General features: G+C 34.9%; 11 protein-coding genes and 3 pseudogenes. All 14 read left to right on the top strand.

From position 1 onward, the window contains the following. The 14 genes and pseudogenes from KUA48_RS06520 to KUA48_RS06455 all read left to right on the top strand — a co-directional run bounded on the left by KUA48_RS06520 (position 1) and on the right by KUA48_RS06455 (position 15,909). Complete coding sequence (locus KUA48_RS06520) at positions 1-2,967, top strand: ATP-binding protein (RefSeq protein WP_218432004.1); 2,967 nt, start codon at positions 1-3, stop codon at positions 2,965-2,967. Between the two features lie 2 nt (positions 2,968-2,969). Further along, a pseudogene (locus tag KUA48_RS06515) lies at positions 2,970-3,158 on the top strand (lipopolysaccharide biosynthesis protein); the annotation flags it as partial. Positions 3,159-3,249: 91 nt separating this feature from the next. After that, positions 3,250-4,365 carry a DUF2971 domain-containing protein gene (locus KUA48_RS06510; RefSeq protein WP_217326759.1) on the top strand — a complete coding sequence of 372 codons (1,116 nt, stop codon included), beginning with the start codon at positions 3,250-3,252 and terminating at the stop codon, positions 4,363-4,365. Positions 4,366-4,367: 2 nt separating this feature from the next. Then, positions 4,368-6,674, top strand: coding sequence for a hypothetical protein (locus KUA48_RS06505; protein WP_218432002.1), 2,307 nt, complete (start codon positions 4,368-4,370; stop codon positions 6,672-6,674). A 230-nt stretch (positions 6,675-6,904) separates the two neighbouring features. Continuing rightward, positions 6,905-7,081, top strand: a pseudogene (locus KUA48_RS06500) (NAD-binding protein); the annotation flags it as partial. A 17-nt stretch (positions 7,082-7,098) separates the two neighbouring features. Further along, positions 7,099-7,268, top strand: a pseudogene (locus tag KUA48_RS06495) (mannose-1-phosphate guanylyltransferase); the annotation flags it as partial. A 13-nt stretch (positions 7,269-7,281) separates the two neighbouring features. Then, positions 7,282-8,190 carry a glucose-1-phosphate thymidylyltransferase RfbA gene (gene rfbA, locus KUA48_RS06490; RefSeq protein WP_218432001.1) on the top strand — a complete coding sequence of 303 codons (909 nt, stop codon included), beginning with the start codon at positions 7,282-7,284 and terminating at the stop codon, positions 8,188-8,190. Between the two features lie 6 nt (positions 8,191-8,196). Beyond that, a complete protein-coding gene (gene rfbC / locus KUA48_RS06485) occupies positions 8,197-8,799 on the top strand; it encodes a dTDP-4-dehydrorhamnose 3,5-epimerase (protein ID WP_218431999.1) in 603 nt (200 codons plus the stop codon). 140 nt (positions 8,800-8,939) lie between these two features. Further along, on the top strand, positions 8,940-10,400 hold the full coding sequence (locus tag KUA48_RS06480) for a lipopolysaccharide biosynthesis protein (protein ID WP_334649270.1): 1,461 nt from the start codon (positions 8,940-8,942) through the stop codon (positions 10,398-10,400). A 196-nt stretch (positions 10,401-10,596) separates the two neighbouring features. Continuing rightward, entirely contained in the window at positions 10,597-11,379 is a 783-nt protein-coding gene (locus tag KUA48_RS06475) for a hypothetical protein (RefSeq protein ID WP_218431995.1), read from the top strand. Between the two features lies 1 nt (position 11,380). Further along, the gene (locus KUA48_RS06470) at positions 11,381-12,505 is read left to right on the top strand and encodes a polysaccharide pyruvyl transferase family protein (RefSeq protein WP_218431989.1); all 1,125 of its coding nucleotides are present in this window, start codon (positions 11,381-11,383) and stop codon (positions 12,503-12,505) included. Between the two features lie 266 nt (positions 12,506-12,771). Next, the gene (gene wecB, locus KUA48_RS06465; protein ID WP_119238606.1) at positions 12,772-13,923 is read left to right on the top strand and encodes a non-hydrolyzing UDP-N-acetylglucosamine 2-epimerase; all 1,152 of its coding nucleotides are present in this window, start codon (positions 12,772-12,774) and stop codon (positions 13,921-13,923) included. Beyond that, complete coding sequence (locus KUA48_RS06460) at positions 13,916-14,905, top strand: hypothetical protein (protein WP_218431988.1); 990 nt, start codon at positions 13,916-13,918, stop codon at positions 14,903-14,905. Before wecB ends, KUA48_RS06460 begins: the two co-directional genes overlap by 8 nt. 5 nt (positions 14,906-14,910) lie before the next feature. Next, on the top strand, positions 14,911-15,909 hold the full coding sequence (locus KUA48_RS06455; RefSeq protein WP_218431986.1) for a hypothetical protein: 999 nt from the start codon (positions 14,911-14,913) through the stop codon (positions 15,907-15,909). The last annotated feature ends 20 nt before the right edge of the window (positions 15,910-15,929 follow it).

The raw sequence follows: 15,929 nt of genomic DNA, 5'->3' as shown, positions 1-15,929 counted from the left end.
ATGAATAATAAATTGTGTAACTCTTTTGCAGAGGAAAAAGCTAAAGAGGCCTTGAGCTTGAAGTCTTTTTCTGCTCTCAACCTTGAAAGTATAAAACAAACTTTAAAGGAGGCTTTGGAGCAAAATAGAAGTAACGGCATTTTTCGGGAATACACTCAACATGATATTTCTCACATAGATGGCATGTTGAGCCTTCTAGATGATATTATTCCTCAGCATACAAAGGATATAATGACACCTGCAGATTGGATGATGGTCGTTTTGTCTTTTTATTTTCATGATTTCGGAATGTTAGTGACAGAAGATGAAATTTCAAAAAGAGATTCTGACAATGATTTTCTGAACTATAAAAAGAGAATGAAGTCGTCTTCAATTTCAGATGATGAAATTTACCAAAACTACATCCGTGACAATCATGGTGAAAGAGTGTTTGACTGGCTTTTGAAGTTAGATGCATCTTCAACAGATTCTGAAACTCATCTTGATTTGCTGAGAGGAATGATTGGATCTTTGTCTCCAGAAATACATAGGGATTTAGCAAAGTTATGTAAATCACATGGAGAAAATTTAGCAGAAATACAGGATAGTTTAGATGTGAATCAGCAGTATGAACAAAGTCCATCTTCTAGAGTGAATTTGCTATATGTGGCATCTCTTCTGAGAACAGCAGATATATTGCATATCAATTCTGAGAGAACTCCTGATATAGTCAGAAAAATTATTTCACCCCAAAATCAATATAGTAAGACAGAGTGGGATTTTCAGAATTCAGTAACATGTATTAGACCTTTATCCGAAAGAGACCGAAATAATAATGTAGATCCAAACATTCAACCTCATGCGTTTGAGGTAAAAGCAACCTTCATCAATGAAGATGCTTATAGCCGTTTTAAGGATTATATTTTTAATGCAGAAAAACAATTAATTCAAACACATGATGTTTGCAGAGATTCTTGCTTGCAAAATCAGAATGGTTACGAATTTCCTTGGGATTCCATCAATTGTAACTCTATAAAAACAGAGGGATTTAATGCAGACCCATTGAAGTTTGAGTTAGATAAAGACAATATTCTTAAGCTTTTGATAGGTCATACATTATATAGTAATTCAAATGTAGTTTTAAGAGAACTTGCACAGAATGCCATTGATGCCTGCCGTTTAATGGATAGTAATTCAAAAGTTGGTTCTTCTGATTATCAGCCACGGGTAGTGATAACATGGAAACCTACCAGTCGTGAACTTGTAATTCAGGACAATGGAACAGGTATGGATGAACATATTATCAAGAATTATCTCTTTAAGGTTGGAGCATCACGATATCAGTCTGATGAATTCAAAAAGCAAAATTCTGATTTTCATTCTATTAGTAGATTTGGAATAGGATTGCTGACTTGTTTCATGATTAGTGATGAGTTTGAGATAACAACATTATGGCATAAGGAAAAAAAAGCACATAAGCTCCGTATTAAAGGGATAGGTGGAGAGTGTATAATGCGTAATGATGCACAAACTGATAATATTTTGGATGGTAAGCATGGTACTACATTTGTTTTAAAAGTTAGAGAGGATGTTGAGTTTGATAATGTTGCAAATAATCTGAAAAGCTGGATAGTCGTTCCGCAGTGTAAAGTTGAATACAAAGAAGAAACTGATGATTCTATTAGGATTGGCTATGACAATGAGGAGGAAGCCTTAAAAAGTTTTCTGCTTTCTATAGGTATAAATATAGATGAAAAGCAATATAGAATAAAGAAATTCCACACAACAGGTATTGTTTTCTATTATTTGGAAAAGAAAAGTGAACTATATGGTGATTGGAATATTTTATCTCCTAATTATAAGTATCTGCGAGATATAACTGTTCCTGTAGGACTTTGTGTAGAAGGAATCAAAATTTCAGATAACACACCTGGTTTTCATGGGAAAAGTTTTGTAGCACTTGCCAATTGTACAGGAAAAACATCACCGACAACCAATGTGGCTCGTGATAATTTTGAGCAATCAAAGGAATATGATGAAATGATGAGGTTTATATATCACTCATATTTGAAATCAATTTCAGAAAAGATTGATCTTTTTGAAAAAAATCATTCTCTTTCATGGGCGGTAAATGAAGCGTGTTATTCTATTGATCGATTTGTTGATAAAAATAATAGAGAGCTAGAGGCCTTTTCTGATTATGCTTTGTTTAATGAATGTTTGGCAGACGAAAGTTTATTCCTGTTGGATGCAGAAAATCAGTATCGTCGAGTGAGTCTTAATGGCTTTGAAGATAATGTTTGGACAATAGAAAGCTATGCTTTTAATTCAGCTATGCGCTTGTCACAAGAAATTTCCAACTGCAAATCAACAGCTTTTGGAATATTGGGGCAATTAGGAGCAGAATTCAGTGATGATGTAAAAAATATATACTCAGATACTCTCAATAGACACTATACGAGTGAACTGTTTTTAGATAAGTATGAAATCAGTAAAATTCTTGTTGATGATAGCAACAGAAAGATAGAATTTAAATGGGAGCAAAAACAAAATCGTTGGCGTACATTAAATTTAAACCGTATCGCAAGACACTATGGTGGTATGTCTTCTGTTTATATAATGCGCAAAGGAGCATCAGTTGAGAGTAATATATCTAATGATGTTCATTTTATAAAATCTAAGATTGGTTTATTGGTAATAGCAGGAAATCCTGTAACGGATTTTATGGAGTCGATTCTGGAGAATACCGAAGATGAGCGTTATATGATAGCAGTTGAAATTATCTGTTCTTTGATATTGAGAAAATTGTCTAATAAAAATTTGAATATCGATGATGTTTTAAATAGTTTTCATGAGCAAGATATAAATTCTTTGGGGAAGGAATTTGAAGACTATGTTGATGTCGACAAACTAAAGAATGTTTTGAAACAAGAGGTTTTCCACGTGGTGGATTTTGGGAAATATTACACTCGTGATAAAGATTATTAATTATGTCAACTCAATCATCAAATAACAACAAGCGAATAGCGAAGAATACGTTGCTTCTTTACTTCCGAATGCTCTTTATGATGGTGGTGTCGCTGTACACGAGCCGAGTCATACAGAATGCGTTGGGAGTGGAAGACTTCGGAATATATAATGTGGTTGGTGGAATAGTGGCAGTTATAGGTTTGATAAGCGTACTCTATAATGCTGTCATCATTGAGGTGTAAGTCTAAGTTTGATATTCATAAATAAGAAAAAAGCAATTTTATATTACGCAATTATACAATGATACCAGTCAATATAACAAATATTCTCTCAAAGACCGCAGAATGGAAAGATGAAGAAATTGCTACTTTGTGTGATTTCTTTAACAAGGATAATCGAGCTATTACAGATGAAGAATGGATGGAAGGATTTCAAGGTATTTCCCAAAAGGTGATAGGTAAGAGTCCTAATGAAAAAATCGCACAGCTTATGTCTGATGTGGCTTCTTCCTTTCATGAATCTTCTCCACGCAGTTTCTTCCCTTATCAGCAGATGACGCATGATTGTGCCATCGCCAGTTTAATGGTCAAAAAGAAGGAAGATTTCTTGAAATATGTCCAAGCGCATCTTTACAATGCTATGGCGCAGATTACTCCAGACTCAACCAACCAGTCAATGGATTATTATAGCTTTCGTGGTATAACATCTTATTCAATAAACGAAATTACCAACGAGCAAATAAGCTTGGCACATCCACGTTCTTTTAATGATCCTTTGGATACCTTGCTGAATTGGAGAATTAGCAACGAGATTAAAAACTTTAGTGGTAAATCTCTTGAAGAACAAGAATTTATTCTCCAGCTGAAGAAAGCTACGGAACATATCAAGATGAGATGCCTTATTGGAGCAAAGAAAAAGGCTGGAGATAATCTGACGGATGTTTATGTGGAAGATTTACCAGTGCTGATGTGGTCGCACTATGCCAATAGTCACAAGGGTATGTGCGTAAAGTATCGTTTTAAGAAAGATTTTTTTAAGGAATATATGGTGGGCAGTAAGGAACTGCTGTTTATCTGTCCTGTTATTTATGAAGAAAAAATTCAACAGGCGGGTAATCAAAAACTTCTAATGGGAAACGAGTTGCTTATCAAAAGTAAGGATTGGGAATATGAGAATGAGAAACGAATGATTTTTTATTCAATGCCTGATGCCTCTGGTGATATAAAAAGTAATGTTTCCGAATTTCCTATGTTGGATTGCAAGGGAGCGATTCAGAGTATATACCTTGGGGTTAAATGTAGCGATGCAGATGTGAGACTTGTAGAGAAAGCCATTGGTGATAAGGATATTCAACTATTTAAGATGGAGATAGATTCTAATAATCCTACTCGTCTTAAACCTATAAGAATTGGATAATTATGGAGCATACAAAAATAAATAGAGAGTCTTTTGATGAGGCTATAACTCTCTATGAAAGAGAGCAGTTTGTTAGTGAAAAAGAGTGTGTCTTAGAAGATAAAATGCACCTTTATAAGTTTAGGGGCACTCGGCGTTCTCGTTTAGCTGTGAGTGTAATGCATGCAATGCCTTTTACTTATTTGAAAGACAACATAGACAACATAGTAAAGGCATTAGATGCAGACTCTTCTTTGTCTGATACCGTAGATGTATTTTGCCATACAACGGTAGGTCCGTCGAATCGTGAAAATATGCAGGCTTTAGCTGATTCCAGAGATATTACACTGAGAATCATCGATATTTCAGATATGAAATCATTGAGTTCTGTTGCTAAAATTCTGCAATCAGAAACAAAAACAGAAAAAGGCACTGAGGCCTACGAAAAGATGATGTTTGACTACCTGTCTAAGGCAAACAGTTCTTCTTTTATCAAGAATGGTTTTTATTATTCTGTCATTTTGTTTCTTATTTACAAGAACATGGAAATGACAAAAAAAGAATTGAAAGAAGCAATGGACAGAAATCTTGGTATTTCTAACGATAGTTTGGATAATAGTCTTAATTATCTTTTAAGAACTCCAAGTCGTATTGTGTCTTTTAAAAAAGGTGATGTAAAGTTATATAAACTCTCTCCAGATGAATATAAAAAAATAGAAGAATCGGATAAGGAGTCAAAAGATTTGGAAACAGATTTTGTTAAACGTTTCAAGCAGATAGCAGATAAATATGGTATTTTGAGCGTAGATGATGTCTACCAGAAATTCTTGGATTTTTATGTGAAATCTGGTTCTCGAATATTCAATATGGATGTAGATGCAAATGACACCAAAACCTGTTATGAATCTTTTAAGGTATCTTGCATCAAGCAGATTGGTGGTACGGAACAATTTAATAGCTTTTTGAAGGAGCTCAATGAAATCTGTTGCAATAATAGTTTTCTTAATCGTATAAGTTTGGCCAAGTCGTTCTTTGGGTTATACAATTCCCAAAAATATCAGAATTATGTATCTCAGCGGCAGAACAACATAGTGCTTGATACAACATTATTAGTGCATTATCTATGTTGCAAGTTAGATTTGAGTAAGTATGATGATGCAGAATATCAAGATCGAGATTTCTTGACGGTTAAAAGTTTGATAGAATATAAGGAACAGAATAGTAGCAAAGTGAAGTTCTTGGTTCCCTTTGATTATGTAAGTGAAGTTGTTGGCGAATTGCGTAAGGCTTTTAAGCTATCACTGTTTGATGAAATGAAAGATTTAGCTATATCTTTCCAAACGTCTAACATATTCTTTAACTATTATTTGTTTGTTAAAACTCTTAGAAAAGGGAATAACGACAATAGTAAATATTCGTTTTCAGATTTCGTTGAAGAGTTGGGTTTTGACGTAAGAGATTGTTATGAGCCAATTTTCTTTAAGAGGAATATCGCTCGCATGAAATTGTTTTTTGAAAGCACTGGTTGTGAGTTTATAGATAAGATATCTGACCGGTATGATGACTTTGAGCCTTTAGAAAGAAATTATGCCTCTTTTCTTTTTGAGGAACGCTATTATGGTAAGACACCTAAGGCGATAGAGGCAGATTTGCGTCAAGCAATTTATTTTGCCAAGCTTAGTAATCAGAATGAGGATAAGGATTATTATCTTTCTTCATGGGATACATCTTTATATTATTTGCGTAATATTGTGAATAAGGATTTGTATTATGTGAAATCTTATTCTATTCATCGTCCTGCTGCTTTGCTTAATCGCTTGATGTTGAAAAGTTTCAAGTTGAACGACAAGTGCTTCACCAATGAAATTTTTGCTTATGCGGATAGGACATATGAAATAACTGACAAAATTAAGAGTATGTTTGATAATGTGATAACACCATATTTCTCAGCGGCAGGAAGCAATAATTCAACATTGGTGAAGAATGTTATCAAAATTCAGAAAGAATATATTGATGACTCTAAAGAAGGAGCAAGATCCAGCCGAGAAAAAGTATTGCCAATTGAAGATATTTTTGTGAAAATTATCGACAAGATAAAAGAGCATGCTTGTACGACAAAGGATCTTTCTATGTATTTGGCAGACAAAGACAATACGGATTTTGTGTTGGATTTGATTTCTAAAGCCATTAAGTCATATAAGGATGGCAAGAGGATGGACATCTCTTCTGAGCTTTGCAATTCCTTAATCCAGTATCTTGCACAGAAAGATAAGGAGTATATGATGGGCGAAACACTGAAAAAAGAGCAGGAAGATGCTGGAATTGTATAAAACAAAAGATGCTGATATGTTGCAGCTGAGCCTTTTCTTGATTTTTTTAAGAATTACCAATAATGTCATTTCAATCAAATAATAACAAGCGAATAGCGAAGAATACTTTGCTTCTTTACTTCCGAATGCTCTTTATGATGGTTGTGTCGCTATACACGAGCCGAGTCTTATAGAATGCTTTGGGGGTGGAAGACTTCGGAATATTATAACTAAGAAAAAATAATTTCATGATGAATGATTTCAAAGATATAACAGTAGCAGTAGCCGGTACAGGCTACGTAGGTCTGAGCATAGCAACGCTATTATCTCAGCACCATCATGTAACAGCAGTAGATGTAATCCCAGAGAAGGTAGAGAAACTCAACAATAAGATTTCTCCTATCCAGGACGATTACATCGAAAAGTATTGCTATATCGCCGCAGCGTAGGCAAGGACATCCGATTGTATGAATGCAAGAACTGCGTGGTTTATGCAGACGATGAAAGTAAGGTGGTAGTTCAAGGCTTGGATGGCTATATCGAAGCCGAGAAGAATGGCAACTGCTTGTCTGCTCTTTGAAGGAAGAACAACGAATTAAGGAGTTTGGGAAATAATTAATATCATTTCATGAAAGGAATAGTATTAGCAGGTGGTAGCGGTACCCGCTTGTACCCTATCACAAAGGGAATCAGCAAGCAGCTGATACCAATCTTTGATAAGCCGATGATATATTACCCAATATCAGTATTGATGTTGGCAGGTATCCGTGAGATACTCATTATTTCAACACCATTTGATTTACCAGGCTTCAAGCGCCTCTTAGGCGATGGAAGTCAGTTAGGTGTGAAGTTTGAGTATGCAGAGCAGCCATCACCTGATGGCTTGGCACAGGCATTCATCATCGGTGAGAAGTTCATCGGTAATGATTCTGCTTGCCTTGTTTTGGGAGACAACATCTTCTATGGTGCTGGTTTGAACCAGATGCTGCATCAGGCAGTAGTAGATGCTGAACAGAACAACAAGGCTACCGTTTTTGGCTATCGTGTAAGTGATCCTGAGCGCTATGGTGTCGCAGAGTTTGATGAGCAAGGCAATTGCCTCAGCATTGAAGAGAAGCCTCAGCATCCTAAGAGCAACTATGCAGTGGTAGGCTTGTATTTCTATCCTAACAAGGTGGTAGATGTAGCTAAGCATATCAAGCCTTCTGCTCGTGGTGAATTGGAAATCACCACCGTAAACCAGGAGTTCCTGAAGGATAAGCAGCTGAAGGTTCAGACCATGGCTAGGGGATTTGCCTGGCTCGATACCGGAACTCATGATTCCCTTTCTGAAGCATCAACCTTTATTGAAGTTTTAGAAAAGCGACAGGGTTTGAAGGTAGCTTGCTTGGAAGGTATTGCATACCGTCAAGGTTGGATTACCGCAGAACAGTTGAGAGAGAATGCTCAGCCTATGTTGAAGAATGACTATGGCAAGTATCTCCTTTCAATACTTGAAGAGAAAGAACAAACATTAAAAAAGAATTTAGAATATTAGAAAACAATGAATATAATCAAAACTGATATAGATGGCGTACTCATTATAGAACCACGCCTATTCCGTGATGCTCGTGGCTACTTCTTCGAGAGCTTCAGCGAGCATGAGTTTGAAGAGAAGGTTGCCCCAATCCTGGGACACAGTGTCCACTTCTGCCAAGATAACGAGTCTATGAGCAGCTATGGCGTAATGCGAGGCTTGCACTTCCAGCGCCCACCATATACCCAGAGCAAGTTGGTACGCTGCGTAAAGGGTAGAGTCCTCGATGTAGCAGTAGATATTCGCAAAGGCTCACCAACTTATGGCAAGCATGTGGCAGTAGAACTGACAGAAGACAATCATCGCCAGTTCTTCATCCCAAAGGGGTTTGCCCATGGTTTCGCAGTCCTCTCAGAAACAGCAGTCTTCCAATACAAGTGCGATGAGTTCTATCATCCAGAAGCCGATGGTGGTATCAGCATCCTTGATGATACTCTCGGTATCGATTGGAAGATTCCAACAGAGCATGCCAATCTCTCAGAGAAAGATACGAAGCATGCCATACTGAAGGACTTCGATTCTCCATTCGATATAAAAGAGAACTTGTATAAACTACTGAGCCCACTTTAAACAGGCCTTACTTTTAAAAGTAGGGACAAGAATAGGATATTTTAGAATTTGTAATAAGAATATTATTTCATATAGTGGAAAAAATTGAAAATAAAAGAATTGTAAAGAATACGCTGATGTTATATATAAGAATGATACTGATGATGATCGTATCATTATATACATCTAGAGCATTGCTTCAGGTTTTAGGCGTTGTTGATTTCGGTATATATAATGTCGTTGGTGGTGTTGTTATGATGCTTTCATTTCTTCAAGGTGCATTAAATACATCCATTCAGCGTTATCTTACTTATTATTTGGGAATTGGTGATTATGTAAAATTGCAGCGTGTTTTTGTGGTTAGTAGCCAGATATTATTACTTGCCTCTTTAATAATAGTTGCAATTTCTGAAACGATAGGAATCTGGTTTATGCATGAAAAAATGATAATACCAAATGATCGTATAGTAGCTGCTCATTGGGTTTTTCAGTTATCTATAGTAGTTATGGTACTTCAAATAATGAGCGTTCCATATAATGCTGTGATTATAGCGCATGAGCGCATGAAAGCTTTTGCATATATTTCAACTATTGAAGTCTCCTTACGTTTGGCTATTGTTTATCTGTTATTGGTATTTGAATATGATAAACTTATTGTCTTTGCTATATTAATGGCACTTGTACAGTTTGTTATAAGGTGTATATATTCAAAGTATTGTATAAGGCATTTTAAGGAATCAAAATTAAGTTTATATTGGAATAAGGAACTGTTCAAAGAAATAGGCTCTTTTGCGGGATGGAATCTCTTTGGTGGTCTTGCAGGTACTTTTTATAGCCAGGGGTTGAACCTATTATTAAATGTATTCTTTGGACCGACAGTGAATGCAGCGCGTGCAATTTGTACTCAGGTTGAAGCTGCTTTAAATCAGTTCTCCACAAATTTCCAAATGGCAGTAAATCCGCAAATTACAAAAAAATATGCTACGGGCAATATCAGCGAGATGCATTCGTTGTTATTTAGAACATCAAAATTTTCATTTTATTTGGTGTTGATATTTGCATTGCCGCTTTTCTTTTCTGCAGATTATGTACTAAAGTTATGGCTTAGTAATGTGCCTGAATATACCTCTTCTTTTGTGAAGATTATGCTTTGTACGATTCTTGTAAACTCCACGGCACAGCCAATCGCTATTGCTGCAGCTGCAACAGGTCGAGTCAAAAAGTATCAAAGTTTGGTTGGTGGTATTTTGTTACTGATTTTACCGGTATCCTATGTTGCGTTAAAGCTTGGATGTGAAGCAAGTTCTGTTTATATAGTTAATTTTTTAATAATACTTTTGTCTTGTATTGTTAGGCTTATAGTAGTAAGACCTATGATATCTTTGTCCTTATGCGAATATAGCATAAAGGTATGCTATCCTATAGTAAAAGTTCTTGTGATGTCAATTGTCTTCGGATTAATAATCGCACTGATGCATACTGATGCTTATGTGAGAATATTCCAGATTATTCTGATGTTTATAACCACGTTGTTTTCATGCTATCTCTTTGGACTAGATGTAGAAGAACGTAAATTTATGCTTGATAAGGCTAAAACTTTCGTAAATAAATTTATAAAATGATTGATATAAAACAAATGACTATATTGTGGATGTGAGGATTGTTTTCAAATATATCCTATGCAAAATGAAGAATTTTGTGAATATAATGTGAGTTAAATCTAGACATTAAGTGTTTGAAGTAGTCATTATAATAGATGTCTAATAGCAATTAGTTCTGGTGGCTTAAAATTATGAACCAAGTAAATATTCTGAAAATATGAAAAATAATTTATCTCGTTTTATAGACATACTAGTTAGTATGAATAGGCGCATTCGTCAAAAGAGAATAGAAAATAAACTGAAACAAAGGTATGTGTCTGTTGAGCCGTTTTCATTATATAATAATGATATAACTTTGTGGCATAAATTATATGATATTACGAATTTTGTTCCGATTTTAGATTATAAAGATGAAACTTGGAATCAAGTTGTATATCTGAAAATTTTTATGTTATTGCATTCAATAGGGTTGTATTCTGGTGAAAAACGAGAATTTAATTCCATATTGCAAGAAACAAAAAAGGTACAGATAACTTCTGATAAACATATAAAACTGATAAGCAGTGGAATCTTCAATGATTGGATATATCTTACAACATTCAACCATAAATTCTCTAATGTTCGTCTTGATATACATGTCAAGTTTAATTCTATTTTTAAGGAATTTCAGTTGGCGTTTAGACATAAATCACTATTTGAGAGATTAAGATTTCGAATAGTGGATGGCACTACGTTAGTTTCTGAGATTGTAACAAACGGTTTTTTTTCAAGTCCGATTTCTCAAATTCCATTTAATTTAGAGATAGGAAGAGTCTATGAAATGTCATTAATATGTTTGGATGGCTTTTATGGTTTTTCTATAGATGGCAATTCTCTGATGGTAATACATGATACTCAATACTCTAATGAAAATGGTGAACTTGCTGTGGTTTTATGGGACGATAAAAAAAGTAATATAGATGTTGAAATAATAAATTTAAGTCTTTATGGTATTTCATAACATGAAAGTAGCATTATTAGTTTTTCCTATACATTATAGTCATGGATGCCTATTACAGACATATGCTTTATATTCCAAATTGAAAGAATTGGGTTGTGAAGTAACTGTTTTGGATAGGCAACCAGAACGAATGCCTTTTTTTCAATGTGGTATAACTATATTGAAAAGGTTAATTAAGAAACTTCTCTTTGGATATAAAGGCGATATATTTTATCGTAATCAATTTCCAATGATAATCATGGCAGAGCAGCAGCACTTTATTGACAGATTTAGAAAAGATATTATATCTGTACATTCCTCTTTAGAGTTACAAAAGGTAATGGCGGCAGGGCATTTTCAAGCAATTGTGGTTGGCTCTGATCAGACTTGGCGTCCAAAATACGTTCCTAATGTGATGGATTATTGGCTTGATTTCGCAGAATCGTATGATATTCTTAAAGTAGCTTATGCTCCATCATTTGGAACAGATGAATGGGAATATTCTGAAGGTCAAACAGAAAGATGTAAATCTCTTGCCAGTAGATTTTCTGCTTTGTCTGTTAGAGAGGATAGTGGAGTTTCGCTATGCGAAAAATATCTGAATGTTGACGCTATGCATGTCTTGGATCCAACATTATTGCATACTCAACAATTCTATTATGACTTAATAAAGGTAATTCCCGAGAGAGAATCATTTTGTCAATGCTATTTTCTTGATAGAACAGATGAAAAAGAAGCAATTGCCAATCTGATAGCATCGCAAATGCATTTAGCTGTAAACTATATCAATACAAAAACAGAAGATGCGAATGCATCTGTAAAAGATAGAATAGCGCCTTCTGTTGAAAAGTGGTTGGCAGGCTTTATTGCTGGCAAGTTTATGGTGGTAGATTCTTTTCACGCAATGGTGTTTAGCATTATATTCCAGCGAGATTTTGTTGTTATTGGTAATAAAAAGCGCGGCTTGTCTCGCTTTGAATCTTTATTAAAAGGGTTAGGGTTGGCTGATCGTTTGGTATTTAACAAGGATGAAGCTTTGGTGGTTGCAGGTAGACCCATCAATTGGGATAATGTACAAGAGAGGGTAAACTCCTTGAGAGACAAATCTTATTGCTTCCTGGAAACTTCATTAAGATATAGTAAATAGGTTGTGACTTCAACTAGATTATAGATAAACAATGTTTAGAAAAAAAGGAAATTATCTTATCTTACTGAGCCCCTTTTTAAAGTGGGCTCAGTACTTTAACAGCCCTAATACCTGTTTACTGTCTGAATAATTTGTATGCTGAGTAATTGTTGGGTGGGTTCACTTTTGCTTCTTTTTATATAGAATTGACATTTATATCTCATAAATGAATCTTTAAAAGAAGTTTATGCTATTATGAAAGAATATTTCAAAAATAAAAAGTTTTTATGAAAAAAGTTATGTTGGTTTTTGGTACTCGTCCTGAGGCCATTAAAATGTGTCCATTGGTTAAGGAATTCCAAAAGGATACAAAGAATTTCGAAACTATAGTTTGTGTTACTGGTCAGCATAGAGAAATGTTAGATCAAGTGTTGACTATTTTCGATGTAAAGCCAGATTATGACCTCAATATTATGAAGCAAGGTCAGGATTTGACAGATGTTACTGCGCGAGTTCTTACTGGACTTCGTGATGTTTTTAAAGAGTGCCGTCCTGATGTTGTACTCGTTCATGGTGATACAACAACATCCACTGCTGGAGCTTTGGCTGCATTTTATGCTCAGATTCCAGTTGGTCACGTAGAGGCTGGTCTCCGTACACATAATATTTATTCACCATGGCCAGAGGAGATGAATAGACAGATTACAGGGCGTATTGCAACATATAATTTCTCTCCAACTCCTCTCTCTGAGAAGAACCTTTTGGAAGAGAAAGTTCATGGTAAAATCGTTGTTACTGGTAATACTGTAATAGACGCCCTTCATATGGTAGTTGAAAAACTGAAGAACGACATAGCTCTTGCTAAAGAACAGGAAGAAATTCTTGCTAAGGCAGGGTATGACGTAATGCGACTGAAGGATGGTAAGAAACTTGTTCTTATTACTGGTCATCGTCGTGAAAACTTTGGTGAAGGTTTCATTCGTATGGTAACAGCCATGAAGGATCTTTCAGAGAAATACCCAGATGTTGATTTTGTTTATCCAATGCATTTGAATCCAAATGTTCGTAAGCCTATCCATGAAGTGTTTGGCGAGGATTTAACCCGTCCAAACTTTTTCTTCATTGAACCTTTGCAATATCTCGAATTCGTCTATTTGATGGAGAAGTCAACCATTGTTCTTACAGACTCTGGTGGTATTCAGGAAGAGGCTCCTGGTTTAGGCAAGCCAGTTCTTGTTATGCGTGATACCACAGAACGTCCAGAAGCGCTAGAGTCTGGTACTGTTCATCTTGTTGGTACAGACTATGATAAGATCTTTAATGAAGTAAGTACACTACTTGAGGATGATACAGCTTATGAAAAAATGAGTAAGGCAGTTAATCCTTATGGAGATGGTAAAGCTTGTGGAAGAATTGTTAATGCTCTAAGAAATGCCTAGAAAAAAAATAATACTTTCTTTCGATTACGAACTGTTCTTTGGTTATAAGTCAGGAACAGTTCGTAAGAGTTTGATAGAGCCAACTAATTTACTCCTTGATGGGATGGATAAATATGGGTTGAAAGGAAATTTCTTTGTAGATTGGCAGATGTTGAAATATCTGAAGTTACAATCTACTCAGCGTACAATTTCTGATTATAATCTGATTGTCTCTCAATTACAGGATATCGTGAGAAGAGGACATCGCATTGAATTACATATTCATCCACATTGGGTGAATGCTAAGTATAATAACGATGGAACTTGGGATTTTTCTGACTATAGTCATTATTGTTTGAATTCTTTTTCGCAAGAAGAAATCATGCAAATGTTTGTAGAAGGGATGGACAAATTGACAGAAATTGCAAGATTTGTAGATCCTCATTATGATATTTGTGCATTTAGAGCAGGCGGATGGGCTGTACAGCCATTTGATAAATTAAAGAAGGCTTATCAGGCTGTAGGCTTAAAGATAGACTCTTCGGTCGCTTATGGAGCTTATTATAAAAGTAAGTCTTCTTTTTATGATTTCAGAAAGGAATTCTTGAAAGAGGTAGATACTTATCGTTTTGATGATGATGTTCTTATAAGCAAAGAGAATGGTGAGTTTCTTGAAGTACCAATTAGTACCTACAAGCGTTCTCTTTGGCTAAAGGTGGTAGATAAAACTTATAGAATTTGTACAAAAAAAGCCACTCCTGTTACGGATGGAACTCATCAAAGAGATGACTTACCACCTATGGAAAAAAATCCTTGGTCAATGGTCTCTATGTCGCGTATCTCTCCTTTTACAGCTCTTATGAGCACAATTCTTTGTGGTCATAAGATAATAACATTGATAGACCATCCGAAAGATTATTCTCCTAGTGTACAGCAGTGTTTTCGCTTGTTTTCCAAGTTATATACATCTTTAACATATAAAGAATTAGTCAATAAAGTGTAATAAATATGCAGACAATATATTATTTTAAGAAGGATGTCCGTATAGTAACGGGCTATTATTACAATATAATACTTAATGGTTTAAAACTTAATGGTAATAAAGTTTGTGAAATAGAATCTCACAATTCTCCAGAGGTAAATAAATTACCTAAAGATACTTATTTCTTGATTACCTCGTTTGATACATTTGTATATCTCTTTTTCAAGGGATTTAGAAATATTATTTATTGGTATCAAGGTATAGTACCAGAAGAGGATTTTTTGAGAACAGGATCAAAATTACGTCGATTAGCGTTCTCTTTGGCAGAGAAATTTTCTCTTAAGAAAGTTAAGTTTCCTATCTGTGTCTCAAAATATCAAGTAGAATTTTATGAAAAGAAATATCACTTGAATTTGAAGCACGCTTTTGTAATGCCATGCTTTAATAGTGAGTTTAATAGAGATAATTTTTATATTTCGGATAAGTATGAGCATAATGTCTTTTGTTATGCAGGAGGAATTCAGGCTTATCAAGGCTTTAATTTGATATTGGACACTTATAAAGAAATAGAGGAAAAGTACCCTAATACATTCTTAAAAATCTATACTTTTGATTTAGAAAAAGCTAAGAAAATCATTAAGACATATGACATAAAAAACTTCTCTGTAGAATCTGTCCCTCAATCTGAAGTAGATGATGTGTTGGCTAAATGCAAGTTTGGTTTTTTGATACGTGATAATAACATGATTAATCAAGTGGCAACTCCTACTAAGCTAGCAAATTATTTGGGAAATGGAGTCGTTCCAATTTTTACTGATACAATAAAGGCTTATGCTGACATTGCTAAGGAATATGAACATTTATATTGTTTTGGAGATACAGATAAGGATATTGTTATCGACAAGGCTTTGCATGATGTCATAGCTCCTGATGATTTAGAAAAAGAATACAGAAACGTGATGGATAAGTTTTTTAATCCTCACAAATATTCAGAACAACTTTCAAAATATTTCGAGAATATGTAAAACAAGAAATTCTTTTCTTA

This window comes from Segatella copri (assembly GCF_019249795.2).
Lineage (GTDB): Bacteria > Bacteroidota > Bacteroidia > Bacteroidales > Bacteroidaceae > Prevotella > Prevotella copri_B.
This window is presented reverse-complemented; position numbering and strand designations above follow the sequence as displayed.

What these genes read in the sequence shown, in the direction of transcription:
- KUA48_RS06480 (WP_334649270.1), top strand. Translation starts at nt 8,940, where the DNA reads ATGATGATCGTATCATTATATACATCTAGAGCATTGCTTCAGGTTTTA.
- KUA48_RS06455 (WP_218431986.1), top strand. Translation starts at nt 14,911, where the DNA reads ATGCAGACAATATATTATTTTAAGAAGGATGTCCGTATAGTAACGGGC.
- rfbC (WP_218431999.1), top strand. Translation starts at nt 8,197, where the DNA reads ATGAATATAATCAAAACTGATATAGATGGCGTACTCATTATAGAACCA.
- KUA48_RS06475 (WP_218431995.1), top strand. Translation starts at nt 10,597, where the DNA reads ATGAAAAATAATTTATCTCGTTTTATAGACATACTAGTTAGTATGAAT.
- wecB (WP_119238606.1), top strand. Translation starts at nt 12,772, where the DNA reads ATGAAAAAAGTTATGTTGGTTTTTGGTACTCGTCCTGAGGCCATTAAA.
- KUA48_RS06520 (WP_218432004.1), top strand. Translation starts at nt 1, where the DNA reads ATGAATAATAAATTGTGTAACTCTTTTGCAGAGGAAAAAGCTAAAGAG.
- KUA48_RS06470 (WP_218431989.1), top strand. Translation starts at nt 11,381, where the DNA reads ATGAAAGTAGCATTATTAGTTTTTCCTATACATTATAGTCATGGATGC.
- KUA48_RS06510 (WP_217326759.1), top strand. Translation starts at nt 3,250, where the DNA reads ATGATACCAGTCAATATAACAAATATTCTCTCAAAGACCGCAGAATGG.
- KUA48_RS06505 (WP_218432002.1), top strand. Translation starts at nt 4,368, where the DNA reads ATGGAGCATACAAAAATAAATAGAGAGTCTTTTGATGAGGCTATAACT.
- rfbA (WP_218432001.1), top strand. Translation starts at nt 7,282, where the DNA reads ATGAAAGGAATAGTATTAGCAGGTGGTAGCGGTACCCGCTTGTACCCT.
- KUA48_RS06460 (WP_218431988.1), top strand. Translation starts at nt 13,916, where the DNA reads ATGCCTAGAAAAAAAATAATACTTTCTTTCGATTACGAACTGTTCTTT.